Source organism: Pseudomonas sp. BIOMIG1BAC (assembly GCF_001705995.2).
Taxonomy (GTDB): Bacteria; Pseudomonadota; Gammaproteobacteria; order Pseudomonadales; family Pseudomonadaceae; genus Aquipseudomonas; species Aquipseudomonas sessilinigenes.
Map to the genome: position 1 here is coordinate 3851811 of NZ_CP049045.1, position 16046 is coordinate 3867856.

The 16046-nt window shown below is 67.0% G+C and carries 14 protein-coding genes; 8 read left to right on the forward strand and 6 right to left on the reverse strand.

Annotation, left to right across the window (positions count from 1 at the left end; genetic code table 11):
- Nucleotides 1–174: 174 nt before the first annotated feature.
- The 7 genes from ATY02_RS17805 (at nucleotide 175) to ATY02_RS17835 (ending at nucleotide 7475) form a co-directional block, all read left to right on the forward strand.
- Nucleotides 175–525, forward strand: coding sequence for a hypothetical protein (locus ATY02_RS17805; RefSeq protein ID WP_068586709.1), 351 nt, complete (start codon nucleotides 175–177; stop codon nucleotides 523–525).
- A gap of 411 nt (nucleotides 526–936) precedes the next feature.
- The gene (locus tag ATY02_RS17810; protein ID WP_031321607.1) at nucleotides 937–1221 is read left to right on the forward strand and encodes a hypothetical protein; all 285 of its coding nucleotides are present in this window, start codon (nucleotides 937–939) and stop codon (nucleotides 1219–1221) included.
- Between the two features lie 290 nt (nucleotides 1222–1511).
- Complete coding sequence (gene mgtA, locus ATY02_RS17815; protein ID WP_068586706.1) at nucleotides 1512–4223, forward strand: magnesium-translocating P-type ATPase; 2712 nt, start codon at nucleotides 1512–1514, stop codon at nucleotides 4221–4223.
- A 125-nt stretch (nucleotides 4224–4348) separates the two neighbouring features.
- Complete coding sequence (locus ATY02_RS17820; RefSeq protein ID WP_068586701.1) at nucleotides 4349–4549, forward strand: hypothetical protein; 201 nt, start codon at nucleotides 4349–4351, stop codon at nucleotides 4547–4549.
- A 27-nt stretch (nucleotides 4550–4576) separates the two neighbouring features.
- Nucleotides 4577–6286: a Na/Pi cotransporter family protein gene (locus ATY02_RS17825; RefSeq protein ID WP_068586698.1), complete on the forward strand. Its 1710-nt coding sequence runs from the start codon at nucleotides 4577–4579 to the stop codon at nucleotides 6284–6286.
- Complete coding sequence (locus ATY02_RS17830; RefSeq protein ID WP_022644062.1) at nucleotides 6274–6621, forward strand: DUF2493 domain-containing protein; 348 nt, start codon at nucleotides 6274–6276, stop codon at nucleotides 6619–6621. The genes ATY02_RS17825 and ATY02_RS17830 overlap by 13 nt, the downstream gene beginning before the upstream one ends.
- Nucleotides 6622–6689: 68 nt before the next feature.
- Nucleotides 6690–7475 carry a hypothetical protein gene (locus ATY02_RS17835; RefSeq protein WP_068586692.1) on the forward strand — a complete coding sequence of 262 codons (786 nt, stop codon included), beginning with the start codon at nucleotides 6690–6692 and terminating at the stop codon, nucleotides 7473–7475.
- 148 nt (nucleotides 7476–7623) lie between these two features.
- Here the strand turns inward: ATY02_RS17835 and ATY02_RS17840 are convergent, their stop codons facing one another.
- Complete coding sequence (locus tag ATY02_RS17840) at nucleotides 7624–8328, reverse strand: NAD(P)H-dependent oxidoreductase (protein ID WP_068586689.1); 705 nt, start codon at nucleotides 8326–8328, stop codon at nucleotides 7624–7626.
- Nucleotides 8329–8459: 131 nt separating this feature from the next.
- On the opposite strand from ATY02_RS17840, the gene ATY02_RS17845 reads away from it, so the two are divergent.
- Nucleotides 8460–8897: an RrF2 family transcriptional regulator gene (locus ATY02_RS17845; protein WP_022644059.1), complete on the forward strand. Its 438-nt coding sequence runs from the start codon at nucleotides 8460–8462 to the stop codon at nucleotides 8895–8897.
- Nucleotides 8898–9015: 118 nt separating this feature from the next.
- Here the strand turns inward: ATY02_RS17845 and ATY02_RS17850 are convergent, their stop codons facing one another.
- Genes ATY02_RS17850 through ATY02_RS17870 form a run of 5 tightly spaced genes read right to left on the reverse strand, consistent with a single transcriptional unit; the run spans nucleotide 9016 to nucleotide 15966 of the window.
- On the reverse strand, nucleotides 9016–10191 hold the full coding sequence (locus ATY02_RS17850) for a pyridoxal phosphate-dependent aminotransferase (RefSeq protein WP_068595681.1): 1176 nt from the start codon (nucleotides 10189–10191) through the stop codon (nucleotides 9016–9018).
- A gap of 28 nt (nucleotides 10192–10219) precedes the next feature.
- Entirely contained in the window at nucleotides 10220–11830 is a 1611-nt protein-coding gene (locus tag ATY02_RS17855; protein ID WP_068587061.1) for a 5-guanidino-2-oxopentanoate decarboxylase, read from the reverse strand.
- A 10-nt stretch (nucleotides 11831–11840) separates the two neighbouring features.
- Nucleotides 11841–13940 (reverse strand): acetate--CoA ligase family protein, encoded by a 2100-nt coding sequence (locus tag ATY02_RS17860; RefSeq protein ID WP_068587063.1) that lies wholly within the window; start codon nucleotides 13938–13940, stop codon nucleotides 11841–11843.
- Between the two features lie 21 nt (nucleotides 13941–13961).
- Nucleotides 13962–15122: an acyl-CoA dehydrogenase family protein gene (locus ATY02_RS17865; protein WP_022644056.1), complete on the reverse strand. Its 1161-nt coding sequence runs from the start codon at nucleotides 15120–15122 to the stop codon at nucleotides 13962–13964.
- A gap of 52 nt (nucleotides 15123–15174) precedes the next feature.
- Nucleotides 15175–15966, reverse strand: a complete 792-nt coding sequence (locus ATY02_RS17870) for an enoyl-CoA hydratase/isomerase family protein (protein WP_068587065.1) — start codon at nucleotides 15964–15966, stop codon at nucleotides 15175–15177.
- Nucleotides 15967–16046: the final 80 nt, after the last annotated feature.

Below are 16046 nucleotides of genomic sequence, written 5' to 3' on the forward strand. Positions count from 1 at the left end.
ACAAACATTCACAGCCCTGACTTGGATCAGCATCGCCAGCGGAGCTCTGGCCGAGGCTGGATGCACGAGGGCTGCTGACTGGTGGTAGTGCCCTTCATCGCAACTCCGTTGACGCTCCCGGTGACGGCGAGCTCAATGGCCTGTCTGGTTATGCTTGGATAAGGATGATTCAACATGGCAAAGATCGAGGTTTTATCGGGTGATTTCCTGCAAGGCACCGGTGAATACCGGCACGGTACCTTCAGGCTCAAGACCGTGCTCAACAGTGCCGGGGTCGACGTCAAGGCATCGGCGTTCAAGTCCCTGGAAATCGCCAGCGAAAGCCCTGTGACCAACCGCGACGCACTGGGCTACGGCCTGGCCGGCGCCATGCTGTTGGGCCCGGTGGGGGCGCTGGCCGGCTACCTGATCGCGGGCACGGAAAACGAGGTGACCTTCATCGGCACCTTCAAGGATGGCCGGCAATTGATGGCCGCCACTGACAGTGCCACCTACAAGGATATTTCCCAGCACCTGCTCAATTGAGGTCCTGGCAACTTCGTAACTATTGAGTGCCCATGATGTTATTCGATCATGGGCACTTTTTATTTACCGTCCAACTTATACAAGCAACTTTACAAGTTAGTTGCCCCCTGCCTGAACCTCAGCTGAAAAAAACATCATCGATCATTGATTTCCGAGCAATTTGAACTTGACTCACCCCAGCGCCCTGAGTAAATTGCGCGGGCCGGTCAAACCGGCCTTTTTTCCAACTCACCAAAGAAGCCAATGGACACAGTATCTAGACGCTGTCTGGTCGCGGCCCTCGGGCACCGCCAGGCACTTAACCCTGAACAAGACGGGACTCGACTCCACGGTCGGGTGAGCTGCGCTAGAGCTTGACGCTCCAACGTAACTTGCCTCCTCCGGAGCCAGTCCGGTCGCGAGGCAACTGTTATGACCTTCACTTCCTCTGTAATGCCCGGTGTCCGCGCCTTTGCCGCGACCATGCGGGTCAAGCTGCGCCCTGAGCCCAAGGCCCAGGCCCGCTCGCCTTTCTCTCGCACCACAGCTGCCTGCGCCACGCACCTGCGGGCCAACTGGCGTGTCTGCCCCACCAGCGGCCAACTGCAACAACGCTGGAGCTTCGACGACAGCCAGGACCCGCAGAGTCGGGGCGCGGCCTGGCTCTTCACCCAGGCCGCCTTGATCCTTGGCCTGTATCTCGGGGCTCGCACCTAAGTTCCAGGCGACAATAACTTTCGTTATTCAAAGACGAATTCCTTATATAGGAACTTGTCGGCACCCTATCGCCTTAAAGTTAATAAACATGCCGGAGAAAGTTATGGAAGAGGCCAGTAGTAGGTTCGCTGTCCATGCAACTTCATTGTGTGGGCAGCGAACGTTAAATCCTGAAAGACGCCCAGATCAAAATCGATCGCCAACCTGCGGTTCGACATACTTTCGCTCGCCTTTGATTAGTTGAGTGGCTCGTGTGTCGCGCCGTCAGCAAGCGGCAGGAGCACACACCCATGACTGTAAAAATCGCAACTTCCCGCAACCACAACGCCACCGGCGACCAGCACAAGCTGTCGATGCGCGCCGCCCGTGAAGCCCAGAACGGCCTGGCCGTGACCCTGGCCAATGTCAAGTCCAGCACCGCAGGTCTCACCGAACTGGACGCCGAAGGCCGCCTGCAACGGGACGGCCACAACGAGGTCGCCCACGACCGTCCGCCGCACGCCCTGGTGCAACTGCTGCAAGCCTTCAACAACCCCTTCATCTATGTGCTGATGACCCTGACCGGTATCAGTTTCTTCACCGACTTCTGGCTGCCGCTGCAGGCCGGCGAAGAAACCGATCTCACCGGGGTCATCATCGTCCTGGTGATGGTCCTGGCCAGCGGCCTGATGCGCTTCTGGCAGGAGCACCGCTCGGCCAAGGCCGCCGAGGCCCTCAAGGCCATGGTCCGCACCACCGCCGCGGTCCTGCGGCGCGAGCAGATGGGCATGCAGGCCCGGGTACGCGAAGTACCGATGCGCGAACTGGTGGTGGGCGACATCATCCAGCTCTCGGCGGGCGACATGATCCCTGCCGATATCCGCCTGATCGAATCCCGCGACCTGTTCATCAGTCAGGCGGTGCTCACCGGCGAAGCCTTGCCGGTGGAGAAGTACGACACCCTGGGCGCCGTCCAGGAGAAATCCGCCAAGGCCCAGGCCGCCGACCAGCAAGACCTGCTGGATTTGCCCAACATCTGCTTCATGGGCACCAACGTGGTCAGCGGCACCGCCACCGCCGTGGTGGTGGCCACCGGCGCGCGTACCTACTTCGGCTCCCTGGCCCGTTCCATCGTCGGCTCGCGCTCGCAAACCGCCTTCGACCGTGGGGTCAACAGCGTCAGCTGGCTGCTGATCCGCTTCATGCTGGTGATGGTGCCGGTGGTGCTTCTGATCAACGGCTTCACCAAGGGCGACTGGGCCGATGCCTTCATGTTCGCCCTGGCGGTGGCCGTCGGCCTGACCCCGGAAATGCTGCCGATGATCGTCAGCGCCAACCTGGCCAAGGGCGCCGCGGCCATGGCCAAGCGCAAGGTGGTGGTCAAGCGCCTCAACGCGATCCAGAACTTCGGCGCCATGGACGTGCTCTGCACCGACAAGACCGGCACCCTGACCCAGGACCGAATCATCCTCGAGCACCACGTGGGCATCGACGGTCAACGCTGCGACCAGGTACTGCAACTGGCCTGGCTCAACAGCTACCACCAGAGCGGCATGAAGAACCTGATGGACCGCGCGGTGGTGGCCTTCGCCGAGGAGAACCCGCGCTTCACCCCGCCCGCCGCCTGGCGCAAGATCGATGAGTTGCCGTTCGACTTCGTGCGCCGGCGCCTGTCGGTGATCCTCGCTGACGCCCATGGCCAGCACCTCTTGGTGTGCAAGGGCGCGGTGGAGGAAATGCTCGAGACCGCCACCCGGGTGCGCCAGGACGGCATTGCCGTGGCGCTGGACGCCGAGCGCCGGGCACAACTGCTGGCCCTGGCCGAACGCTACAACCGCGACGGCTTTCGCGTGTTGCTGGTGGGCACCCGGGAGCTGCCCAAAGGCCAGACCCGCAGCCAGTACAGCGCCAGCGATGAGCGCGAACTGGTGATCGAAGGCTGCCTGACCTTCCTCGATCCGCCCAAGGAAACCGCCGGCCCGGCCATCGCCGCCCTGCGCGACAACGGCGTGGCGGTCAAGGTACTGACTGGCGACAACCCTATCGTCACCGCCAAGATCTGCCGCGAGGTCGGCCTGGAAGCCGGCGAGCCACTGCTGGGCCGCGACATCGAGCACATGGACGATGAAGTCCTGGGCCGGCTGGTGGAAGAACGCACGGTGTTCGCCAAGCTGACCCCACTGCAGAAGTCGCGGGTGCTCAAGGCCCTGCAGGCCAACGGCCACACCGTGGGCTTCCTCGGCGACGGGATCAACGACGCCCCGGCCCTGCGCGATGCCGACGTCGGCATCTCGGTGGACAGCGGCACCGACATCGCCAAGGAATCGGCGGACATCATCCTCCTGGAAAAGAGCCTGATGGTGCTCGAGGAAGGGGTGATCAAGGGCCGCGAGACCTTCGGCAACATCATGAAGTACCTGAACATGACTGCCAGCTCCAACTTCGGCAACGTGTTCTCGGTACTGGTAGCCAGTGCCTTCATCCCGTTCCTGCCGATGCTGGCGATCCACCTGCTGCTGCAGAACCTGATGTACGACTTCTCCCAGCTGGCCCTGCCCTGGGACAAGATGGACAAGGAGTACCTGGCCAAGCCGCGCAAGTGGGACGCCAACAACATCGGGCGCTTCATGATCTGGATCGGGCCGACCTCGTCGATCTTCGACATCACCACCTTCGCCCTGATGTGGTACGTGTTCGCCGCCAACAGCGTGGAGATGGCGGCGCTGTTCCAGTCCGGCTGGTTCATCGAGGGGCTGCTGTCCCAGACCCTGGTGGTGCACATGCTGCGCACCCGCAAGATCCCGTTCATCCAGAGCACCGCGGCCTTGCCGGTGATGCTGGCTACTGGACTGGTGATGGCGCTGGGGATCTACGTGCCCTTCTCGCCCCTGGGCAGCATGGTCGGCCTGGTGCCGCTGCCGTGGGAGTACTTCCCTTGGCTGGTGGGCACCCTGCTCAGCTACTGCGTGGTCGCCCAGACCATGAAGACCCTGTACATCCGCCGCTTCAAGCAGTGGTTCTAAGGGCCTGAAACGTGGCGCGACCGCCCGGTGGCGGTCGCTTGCGATCATCCAGACCACTGCTGCCATCGTCGGCGCGGCCCGCGCCGTGCCGACGCCGACAGCGCTCGCCCCAAAGGAGCGTCGCCATGTACCTCAAGCCTTTTTCTTCGTTGCAACGCGGCCTCAAGGCCTTGCTGGTCTGCGCCTTGTGCGCCTGTGCCCGGCTGCTCGCCCGCCTGGGTTGCCGTCTCTATGTGCGGGGCCTGTTGAGCGCCGTGGAAATGCGTTTCGTGCTGGATTTGAGCGCCGCCCTCAACCGCGCCTCGCTGCGCCTGGCGATCGCCTGAACCCGCACCCGTCCCGGGAGAACCCTCATGTCGGGAACCACCCTTCTGATCAACCTGGCCGGCGCCATCGCCCTCTTGCTGTGGGGCTCGCAGATGATCTGCAACTCACTGCTGCGCGGCTTCGGCAGCCCGCTGCGCCACTGGCTCGGGCAACACCTGAATAACCGGTGGCTGGCGCTGCTGTGCGGCGTCGGCATCACCGGGGTGCTGCAAAGCAGTACCGCAGTGAGCCTGATGGCCAGCTCCTTCACCGCCGCCGGCACCCTGGGCCTGGCCCCGGCGCTGGCGGTGATGCTGGGGGCCAACATCGGCTCGACCCTGGTGGTCCAGCTGCTGAGCCTGGACCTCTCGCTGGCCGCCCCGGTGGCGTTGCTGGCGGGTTTCTTGTGCCTGCGCCTGCGCGATGACTCGCGCTTTGAAAGCATCGGTGCCGCGCTGATCGGCCTGGGCCTGATGCTCCTGGCCCTGGGCACGCTCGGCGCCACCCTGGGTGCGGTGGAACACACCCCGATGTTGCGCCTGGTGATGCAAAGCCTGGACGGCGACCTGCTGCTGGCGCTGCTGGTGGCGGTCGTGCTGACCTGGATGTGCCACTCCAGCGTGGCGGTGGTGCTGCTGGTCGCCTCGCTGGCCGGCACCGGGCTGCTGTCGCCGGCCACCAGCATGGCCCTGGTGCTGGGGGTCAATCTCGGCGGCAGCCTGCCCTCGCTGCTGGGCGCCAGCGGCAACGTCGCCCGGCGCCTGCCCCTGGGTAACCTGCTGGTGCGCCTGGCCGGGGTGGCGCTGGTCTTGCCGTGGATCGGCGCACTGGCCCAGCTCGAAGGCGTGCGCCAGCTGCCCGGGGCGCTGCTGGTGGTCTACCTGCACAGCGTCTTCAGCCTGGTGCTGGGGCTGCTGTTCATCGGCTTCACCGAGCCCATGGGCAAGCTGCTGACCCGCTTGCTGCCGGCCCCGCCGCCAGTGACCGACCCGGGCATGCCGCTGTACCTGGACGAGGCCGGGCTGGAAGTGGCCAATATCGGCCTGGCCAATGCCGCCCGCGAGGCCCTGCGCATGGCCGACATGCTCTCGGGCATGCTCGACCGGGTCCTGCAACTGCTGCGCACCTCACAGGTGGCCAACGCCGAGCAGATCCGCCAGATCGACCAGTCCCTGGACCTGCTCAGCGCGGCGATCCGCGCGTATCTGGCGGACATCGGCAAGGAAGGCATCAGCGACCAGGACGCCGACCGCTCCCAGGAAATCCTGCTGCTGGTGATCAACCTGGAGCACGCCGGCGACATCCTCAGCAGCAGCCTGGCGCAGCTGGCGGTACGGCGCCTGCGCCGCAGCGAGCCGTTCTCCGCCTTCGAGCTGGGGACCCTGGTGCCGCTGCACCAGGAACTGCTGGCCAGCCTTAGCCTGGCGGTCACGGTGTTCCTGCGCGAAGACCTGGCCACCGCCCATCAACTGGTGGCACGCAAGGAGAACGTGCGCCGCCTGGAAGCCGCCGCCGGCCGCGAGCACTTTCGCCAACTGCGCGAAGACCGCAGCGCCTGGGCCGAGTCCGGGGACATTTTCCAGCGCCTGCTGCGCGACTACCGGCGGGTCCACCACCACATCGCCGCCCTGGCCTACCCAGTGCTGGAACGGGCCGGCGAGCGTGACATCGAGCACGGCTATCTCGGCGAGCCACTGGCCGAGCCCCTGCCCGGCCAGTCGCACGACACCCGGGAGGACAGCCGATGCGCGTCCTGATCTGCGCCGGTCGCCACTACACCGACAGCCGTCGCTGCCGCCAAGTGCTGGAGGCCTTCCAGCGCCTGCACCCGGTACGGGTGGTGATCCATGGCGGCAGCCAGTTCCTCGGAGCGCAGATCGAGGACTGGGCCCGGGAGATCGGCGCCGACCTCGTCCGCTACCCGCCCAACTGGCAGTTGCACGGCAAGCACGCCGAGCGCCTGCGCAACCGCTTCATGCTGGCCGACAGCCGCCCCGACATCGTCCTCGCCCTGCCCGGTGGCGACGACACCGAGGAACTGCTGGCCCAAGCCCGGACCCAGGGCATCCAGACCCTGGGTCTGGGTGAGTGATCACCCGCCACTTCATGACTCCAACCCCGGGCGCCGCCAACCCGGCGCCCACAGCCGTGAGATTCGCCATGACCCAGCATCGTCCGCATCGCTCCTCCCGCTCCCGCGCCTGGGGCCAACCGCTGCCCGTCGCCAAAAGCCGCATGCTCAAGCGCAACCTGCTGTTCCTGGCCATCACCGCCGGCGCCACCGCGACCCTGGCCCTGTGCTCCAAGGCCCAGGCCGCCGGTGGCGCCTACGTGGTGGACAACGGCGGGATCAACGCCCCCGGCGAATGCAATGTCGACCTCTGGTACCAGGCCGATCGCCGCCAAGGCTCGAACCACAACAGCGTGCTGGTGCCGGCCTGCACCTTCAGCCAACTGCCTGGGGTGCAATTGGGCGCCGCACTGCAACGCCAGGAAACCGATGAGCACGGCGAAACCCAGCTCAGCCCCCAGGTCAAGCTGGCCTTGCTGGACCGCGACGACCTGGGCCTGCAACTGGCGCTCGCCGGTTCCGCCCACTGGGCACTGAACCGCAGCCACAGCTTCGACGGCGGCGACCTCAGCCTGCCGCTGACCTTCAGCCCCAGCGACGCGCTGCACCTGAACCTCAGTACCGGCTGGAGCCACGCCTATGACGACGGCCAGCAGCACCATCGCTGGACCTGGGGCACGGGGGTGGAATACGAGCTGCTGCCCAGCCTGACCCTGATCGCCGAACGCTACGGCCAGCGCGGCGGCGAACAAGCCTGGCAAGCCGGCCCGCGCCTGCACATCGGCCACGCCCTGGACCTGGACCTGATCCTGGGCCAGCACCTGACGGACCAGCGCGACCGCTGGCTGACCACCGGTGTCACCCTGCGCTTCTGAGCCGATCCCCCCACGGCAGCGGCTACACCTCCTGTAGCCGCTGCTGAGCCTGCGAAGCTGCGCCAAGGCCCCCAGGGCCTTCCAGCAATCGCCAACCCCGTGGCCGCTAGGCGCCCATGCGCAGCCTGCGGCGGCTACACGAAGCCCATCACGCCGGTAACGGGTACAGGGCGTCGTCGAACTGTTCCAGGCGCGGGAACACCAGCGGTTGCTCCTCATCGATGCGCTCCAGGCGTTGGCGGTACTGGGCCAGGAACCCCTCGCGCGCGTCCTGGCTGATATAGGGCACGTGCCAGGCCACGAACGGCTCCAGCACCTGGCAACCGACATAGGCCAGGGTGCCGCGCAAGAGCGGGCGCAACATGTCCTCCAGCGGACCGTGGATCGCCCCCTGGCCGAACATGTGCTCGCGCCCGCCCAGGGTCAGGCTCAGCAGGGCCTTCTTGCCCACCAGGCCGCCCTGGTCGTAGAAACGCTTGCCGCCGTAGCACACCCCGGACACCAGCACCCGGTCGATCCAGCCCTTGAGCATGGCCGGCACCGAGAACCAGTACACCGGGAAATTGAGGATCAGCAGATCGGCCCACAGCAATTTGTCCAGCTCGCCCTGGATGTCGGCGGCGATCCCGCCGTTCTTCACCCCTACCCGCTGCTCCAGGGCATAGACCAGGTACTCGGGGTTGTCGCGCCGGGCAAAGTCGGCGGCGCTGGCCACCGGGTTCCAGTCCATGGCGTACAGGTCGCTGACCTGCACCTGGTGCCCCTGGGCCTCCAAGGTGCTGCGAGCCTGGTCGCGCAGCGCAGCGGTGAAGGATTGCGGCTCGGGGTGAGCATGGACGATCAGCACATTCATGGCGGTTCCTCGGGGTTTATTTATAATTGTTACCGTAACAAATACTTTATTTTCCACACAATCGCTTTCACCGCGTCGTTGAACGGCCGGCGCTGGCATACTGGCGCCTTCCCAGGGACTTGCAGACACCCATGAGCCAGTCGACCCGCCTGATCACCGCTTCCTACATCCTGTCCTTCGTGGCCGCCAACGCGCCGCAGAAGCTGCGCACCGAGACCATCGCCAAATGGGTCAAGATCCACCCGGCGCGGGTGCGCAACCTGGTGTCGCAGATGGTCAAGGCCGATATCCTCGCCTCCTGCCGTGGCCCCAAGGGCGGCCTGACCCTGGCCCGCCCAGCGGCGCAGATCACCCTGCAGGACGTCTACGACGCGGTGCAGGAAAGCTCGCTGATCGCCGAGAAGATCGACAACCCCTTCTCTGGCATGGAAGAGCACTGCAAGGTGTTCGACGTCTTCACCCGGCTGTTCAGCCTGCTGGAGCGCAACATGCGCCAGGACCTGGCCAACATCACCGCCGACCAGCTGTTCGTGGCCTTCGACCCGCCCCTGGAAACCGACCGCGCTTAACCCCCCAACACCTTCCAACATTCCCAAACCCTGCGGCAGCGGCTACACGAAACCGGTAGCCGCTGCTGAGCCTGCGATGCTGCGCCAAGGCCCACAGGGCCTTCCGACGATCCTCCGCCTAGGCGAGGCAATCGCTGGCGCAGCGGGCGATGCGTCGGCAGGCTTCGCGCAGGGCCTCGGGCTCCAGCACCAGGCCCAGGCGGATATGCCCGGCGGCGCTGGGACCGAAGGCTTCACCGGCCAATACCGACACCCCCTGCTCGTCCAGCAGCCGTTCGCTGAAGGCCTGGGCACTCAGGCCCGTGGCGCGGATGTCGACCATCACGAACATGCCACCATCGGGCTTCAGCGGCCGGGCACCCGGGCAGTCGGCCAGGCAATCGCAGACCAGGTCGCGCCGCTGGCGGTAGGCCTCGGTCATCGCCGCCAACTGCGGCAAGGGTTGCTCCAGGGCGACGATGGCGGCGTCCTGGATGAACTCCGGCGAGCCATAGAGCATGCACAGCGCCAGGTTCTCCAGGTGCGCGGCCAGGGGCGCCGGGGCCACCACCCAGCCCAGGCGCCAGCCGGTCATGGCATGGGACTTGGACAAGCTGTTGAGGGTCGCGGTGCGCTCGGCCATGCCCGGCAGGCTGGCTGGGCTGACGTGCTCGCCCTCGTACAGCAGTTCGCTGTAGACCTCGTCGCAGATCAGCCACAGGTCATGCTCGATGCACAGCGCCGCCAACGCCTCCCAGGTGGCCCGGGGAATGCTCGCCCCCGTGGGGTTGTGCGGGCTGTTGAGCACCAGTGCCCGGGTCTTGCCGGTGATGCGCGCGGCCACGTCCTCTGGACGCACCTGGAAGCGCTCCTCGGCGCGTACCGGCAACGGCACCACCTGGGCATTGCAGGCGCCGAACACCGCCTCGTAGGTGACGTACATCGGCTCGGCGACGATCACCTCGTCCCCCGGGTCCAGCAGGCATTGGGCGACGCTGTACAGCGCGCACTGGGCACCGGCCAGCACCACCACCTCATCGGCCTGCACCACCTGCCCGCTGCGCGACTGGTGACGGCGGGCAATGGCCTCGCGCAGGGCACGCTTGCCGCGCACGTCGGCGTAATGGGTATGGCCGTCGCGCAGGCTGTCGATGGCCGCCTGGACGATGGGCTGCGGGGTGTCGAAATCCGGGTCGCCCACCGACAGCAGCCACACCGGCTCGCCCCGCTCGCGCTTGGCCAGGGCCCGGTAGTGGATGTCCCAGGCGGCGGCGCCATCGCCGGCGATACGTTGGGTCAGCTTGGAAAAACGCATGGCGAAACTCCTGGCAAAAAAATGTAGATCAGGCCTGGGCGCAGGCGTGCTTGAGCTCGATCAGCGTCACCCCGGGCTGGGCGAACCCACGGCGCAGCGCCTGTTGCAGCTCGTCGAGGCTGGCCGGCTGGCTCACCGGGCAACCGAAGGCCCGGGCCAGGGCGATGAAGTCCGGGTTACGCGGCAAGACCCCGATGGGCTCGATGTCCAGGGCCTGCATGTCATCGCGGATCTGGCCCAGGGCGTCGTTGTTCCACAACAGCACCACCAGCGGGCTGTCCAGTTCCTCCACCGCCGTGGCCAGCTCCTGCACGGTGTAGAGAAAACCACCGTCGCCCACCAGCACCAGGCCCGGGCGACCGGGCGCGCCGAGCTTGGCGCCGATGGCCGCCGGCAGGCCGTAGCCCAGGGTGCCGTAGCCGGTGGGGTGCAACCAGCTGCGCGGCCCCTGGCTGGGGTACAGGTAGTTGCCGCTGTAGGCCAGCTGGGTCATGTCGCTGCTGATGAAGCCGCGTTCGGGCAGCTCGGCCGCCACTCGCTGGAGAATCTGCTGGTGAATGCGCTGCAACGGGCCCTGCCCTTCGTCCACGGTGCGGCGTAACCGGGCCACCGCCGCCACCGCCCAGCTGGAGTCCGCCGGCGGCTGCTCCAGGTCCTCGAGCAAGGCCTCCAGGGTCTGCCGGGCATCGCCGTGCAAGGCCACGGCGCAGGGGTAGAAGTCATTGAACTTGCGTGGGTCGAGGTCCAGCCGCACGAGCTGGCCGTTGAGCGGCAGGCGCTCGCGCCAGTAGTCGGTGTCGGCCATCTCGGTGCCCACCGCCAGCACCACATCGGCCTGGCTGATCAACTGCCAGCCGGGCTCCACGCACAGGGTCGCACCGGCATTGAGCGGCGCCCGGTCCGCCAGCAGGCCCTTGCCGGCCACGCTGCTGAAGCACACCGCGCCCAGCCGGGTCGCCAGTTCCTGCAAGGCCGCGCCGGCGTGCAAAGCCCCTCCGCCGGCGATGATCATCGGCCGCTTGGCCAGGCGCAACAGGTCCGCCGCCTGGTGCACATCCGCCGCTGCGGCGGGACCACGGGCCGGGCGCCTCCGCACTTCGCCAGTCCAGTCCCGGGCCACCGGGGCCGCCAGCACATCCAACGGCACCGAGAGATGCACCGGCCGCGGGCGCTCGCTGTCGAACACGGCGAAGGCCCGGGCCAGCAGCTCGGGCAGGTCCTCGGGGCTCAGGGCCAGGGCCGAAAACGCGGTGATCGGCGCGGTGATGGCGCGCTGGTCCTGGGTTTCGTGCAGCGAGCCCCAGCCCTTGCCTAGGCTGGCGCTGTGGTTGACGCTGGAAATCACCAGCAGCGGGATCGAATCGGCATAGGCCTGGCCAATGGGCGTGGCGACGTTGGTCACCCCCGGGCCGCTGATGACGAAGCACACCCCGGGCTTGCCGCTGACCCGGGCATAACCGTCGGCCATGAACCCGGCGCCCTGTTCGTGGCGCGTCAGCACATGGCGGATGCCGCTGCCGGGCAGGCCGCGATACAACTCCAGGGTGTGCACCCCGGGAATGCCGAATACCGTGTCGACGCCATAGCCGGCCAGCAGCCGCACCAGGGCCTGGCCACCGGTCAAGGTCTGTTCGTGCATGTCTCTCTCCTCATACCCGGCCAAGGCGAATCAACGCATCGACCGCGACGGTGCCGCGGGCACCGACCAACAATGGGTTCACATCCAGTTCCAGCAGGGTCGCCGCGTGTTCGCAGGCGTAGTCGGCCACCGCACCGATGGCCGCTACCAGCGCGTCCAGGTCGGCCGCCGGGCGTCCGCGAAAGCCTTGCAGCAAGGCAGCGCTGCGCAGTTGCAGCACAGCCTGGCGGATTGCCGCCGGATGAGTCGGCAGCAACAGGCTGCGACTGTCCTTGAGCAGCTCCACCAGCACCCCGCCGGCGCCGATCACCAGGGCCAGGCCGAAATGCTCCTCGCGCTTGATGCCGACGATCAGCTCGGCCAGGGGCGGCGCGGCCATGGGCTCCAGCAGCACCTGGTCGAAGACCACCCCCGGGGCATGCTCGGCGATCCGCGCGCGCATCTGCCGCAGCGCCGCGCCTAGCGCCTCGGGGTCCTTGAGGTTCAGAGCCACCGCGCCGGCTTCGGTCTTGTGCGGCAGCTCGACGCTGACCGCCTTGAGCACCAGCGGATAACCCACCGCCGCCGCAGCGCTCAGCGCCTGCTCGGGAGTGCTCAGCAGGCCCTCGGGAATGCGCAGGCCAAATTCGCGCAGGGCCTGTTTGGATTGCCATTCATCCAGCAGTTGGCCCGTCCCCTCCAGGGCCTCGGGACACAGCGGCACCAGGGCCGCCTCGCCCAGTTCCAGCAAGGCCTGGCGCCGGCCCTGGTAGGCGGCGATCCGGCCCCAGGCCGCCAGGCCGTCCTCGACCCCCTGCAAGGCCGGGATGCCCAGGGCATGCAGGCGCTCCCGGGCCGCCGCCGGCAGCAATTCGGGGAAGGCCGAGGTGACGAAACCGCGCTTGCCATGGCGTTGCAACGCGGCGCAGAACAGCTCCAGCAGCAGGTCGCATTCCTTGCGCTCGCCGGTGAACTCGGCCGGGTAATCCAGCACCAGCATGGCGCTGTCGGCTGCGCTGCCCAGCACGGTATCGAGCATCTGCTGCAAGGCCTGGGCATCGCCCCAGATCGCGGTGGTGAAATCCAGCGGATTGACCAGGTTGGCGTACCCCGGCAACACCTGGGCCAGCGCCTGGCATTGCTCGCTCGCCAGCTTGGGCAACTCCAGGCCGTTGCGCTCGGCGTAGTCGGCGATCAACCCGGCATCGCCCCCGGAACAGGCCAGGGCCATCAACTGCGGGCCCGCGGGCAACTGGCCGCAGGACGCGGCCTTCAAGGTCTCGACAAAACTCACCGGGCCGCTGACGCGGATCACCCCCAGGCGCTGGAACAAGGCGTCGTACAGCGCATCGGAGCCGGAGAGCGAGCTGGTGTGGCTCAGGGCCAACTCGGCGCCGATCTGCGACACCCCGGTCTTCAGGGCGATGATTGGAATGCCCTTTTCCAGGGCCTTGTACGCGGCCCGGGCAAACCTCGGCACGTTCTTCAGGCCTTCCAGGTGCAGGCCGATGGCGGTGACTCGGGGTTCGTCCAGCAGCACGTCCATCAGTTCGGCGATGCCCAGTTGCGCCTGGTTGCCCACCGAGGCCATGTAGGCCACCGGCAACGAACGGTCGCTCATGGACAGGTTGTAGGCGAAGTTGCCGCTCTGGGTCAGCACCGCCACACCCCGCTCGACCTGCTGGCCGCCGTGGGCCACCGGCCACAGGGCGGCGCCGTGCAGGTAATCCAGCAGGCCGTAGCAGTTGGGCCCCAGCAGGGCCATGTCGCCGGCGGCCTGCAGCAATCGCTGTTGCAGGGCCTGGCCCTCGGCGCCGGTCTCGGCAAACCCCGAGGCGTAGCAGATCGTCCCGCCCGCGCCCTTGGCCGCCAACTGGGCGACGCAGTCCAGGGTCAGCTCGCGGTGGGTGGCGACGAACACCGCATCCGGGCCGCAAGGCAGTTGGTCGATGCTGGCCACGCAGGGCACGCCGTCGATCTGCGCGTGCTGCGGGTTGACCAGCCACAGGTCGCCGGCAAAACCGCCCTCGGCGCAGCGCTTGAGGGCCCGGGCCATGCTGCGGCCGCCGACGAAGGCCAGGTGCCGGGGCGCCAGCAGGCGCTTGAGGTTGTCACGTAGGGTCTGGGACATGACGCAGATTCTCCAGGCGGTTCAGCGCAGCAACGGCCGCAGCAGTTCACGGGAAATGATGTGCCGCTGGATCTCCGAGGTGCCCTCCCAGATCCGCTCGATCCGTGCGTTGCGCCAGATGCGCTCCACCGGGCCTTCGTCCATCAGGCCCATGCCGCCGTAGATCTGCACCGCCTCATCGGCCACCTTGCCCAGCACTTCGCTGGCGAACAGCTTGGCCATGCCGGCCTCGCCGTCGGTCATGCTGCCCTGGTCCATCTTCCAGGCGGTGTGCAGGGTCAAGAGCTCGGCGGCGCGGATCTGCGTGGCCATGTCCGCCAGCTTGAACGACACCCCCTGGTAGCTGCCGATGGCCTGGCCGAACTGCTTGCGGTCCGCCGCCCATTGCAGGGAGGCATCCAGCGCCCGCTGCGCCTGGCCCACGCAGTTGGCCGCGACCATTACCCGCCCGGCGGTGAGCCAGGCGTTGGCCACCTCCCAGCCCTTGCCCACCTCCCCCAATACCTGGTGGGCCGGCACCCGGCAGTCGTCGAAGAACATCTCGAAGGTGTGGTAGCCACGGTTGCTCACGCACTTGGGGCCACGGCGAATGGTCAGGCCCGGGGTGTCGCGGTCCACCAGGAACGCGGTCACGGCATTGCGCTGGCGGCCGTTGTGCTCGTAGGTGCCGGTGACGGCGAAGACGATGGCGAAATCAGCATGCCCGGCGTGGCTGATGAAGTGCTTGGCGCCATTGATCACGAAGTCGCCGCCCTCGCGCACGGCGCGGGTCTTGATCGCATTGGCATCGGAGCCGGCGCCGGGTTCGGTGAGGGCGAAGCAGTCGATCTTCTTGCCCTGCACGCAAGGCAGCAGGTAGTCGCCTATCTGCGAGCCGGTGCAGGCCATGAGGATCTTCGACGGTCGGGCGACGAACACATGCAGGGCCCAGGAACACTTGGCCAGCTCGCGCTCGATCAGCGCCTGGGACAGGTAGTCGAGGCCACCGCCACCGACCTCCTCGGGCATGTTGAAGGCATAGAAACCAGCAGCGATGGCCTTGTTGCGAATCTCTGCGGCCAGTTCGGCCGGGACCTCGTCGGCGCGGTCCACCGCTTCTTCGTGGGGCAGCAACTCCTTGCTGACAAAACTGCGGACTGCATCGACCAACATTTCTTGTTCTTGGCTGAGTTGGAAGTTCATGGCGCTACCTGTGGCGGGTTGACGGTGCGAAATAAGTGGATTGGGTCGTGGCTCAGCGACCGATAAAGCGTGGCGGGCGTTTTTCCGTGGCCGCGCGCAGGGCCTCAGCGCCGTCGGCACTGCGCCCGCACAGCAAGCCGGCGGCCAGTTCGGCGGCCAGTTGCCCGGGCAGGTCGCGCTCGGCGCTTTCGCGCAGCAGGCGCTTGGTCTGGGCGAAGGCGAAAGTCGGGCCGTTGGCCAGGCGGCCGGCCAGTTCGCTGACGGTGGCGTGCAGTTGCTCGTCGGCGCAGACCTCGCCCACCAGCCCGGCGGCCAGGGCACGTTCGGCGCTCCAGAGCTCATCGAGGAACAGCAGGCGCTTGGCCTGCTCGCTGCCGATCAACCTTGGCAGGTGCCAGCTGGCACCGGCATCCGGCGAATAGGCCATGCCGGTGTAGCCGGCCTTGAACCGCGCCGACTGCCCCGCAACCCGCAGGTCGCAGCACAGCGCCAGGTCCATGCCGGCGCCCACGGCCGTACCGTTGATGGCGGCGATGGTGGGTTTGTCCAGGCTGTGCAGGCAGCTCATCAGGGCGTGGGCGGTTTCGGTCCAGCCGTAGCTTTCCAGGGCGCCCCGGGCTTCGGCTTCGGCCCATTCGGCCAGGTCGGCGCCGGCGCAAAAACTGCGGCCGCTGCCGCCCAGCACCACCACCCGCACCGCCGGGTCGTCCTGGCAGCGCTCGAGCAAGCCGTGCAATTGGCGCAGGCCGGGAATGTCCAGGGCATTGCGCTGGTCCGGGCGGTTGAGGGTGATCCAGGCGATACCCGCCTCGATCTGGCAAAGCAGCGACGATGAAGTGCTCATGGGCGTCCTCGAATGATTGTATTTGGCATGAGGGAGGTGAGTTGCGAACCATGCTAAACGACTGTTCAACAAGACGGCAA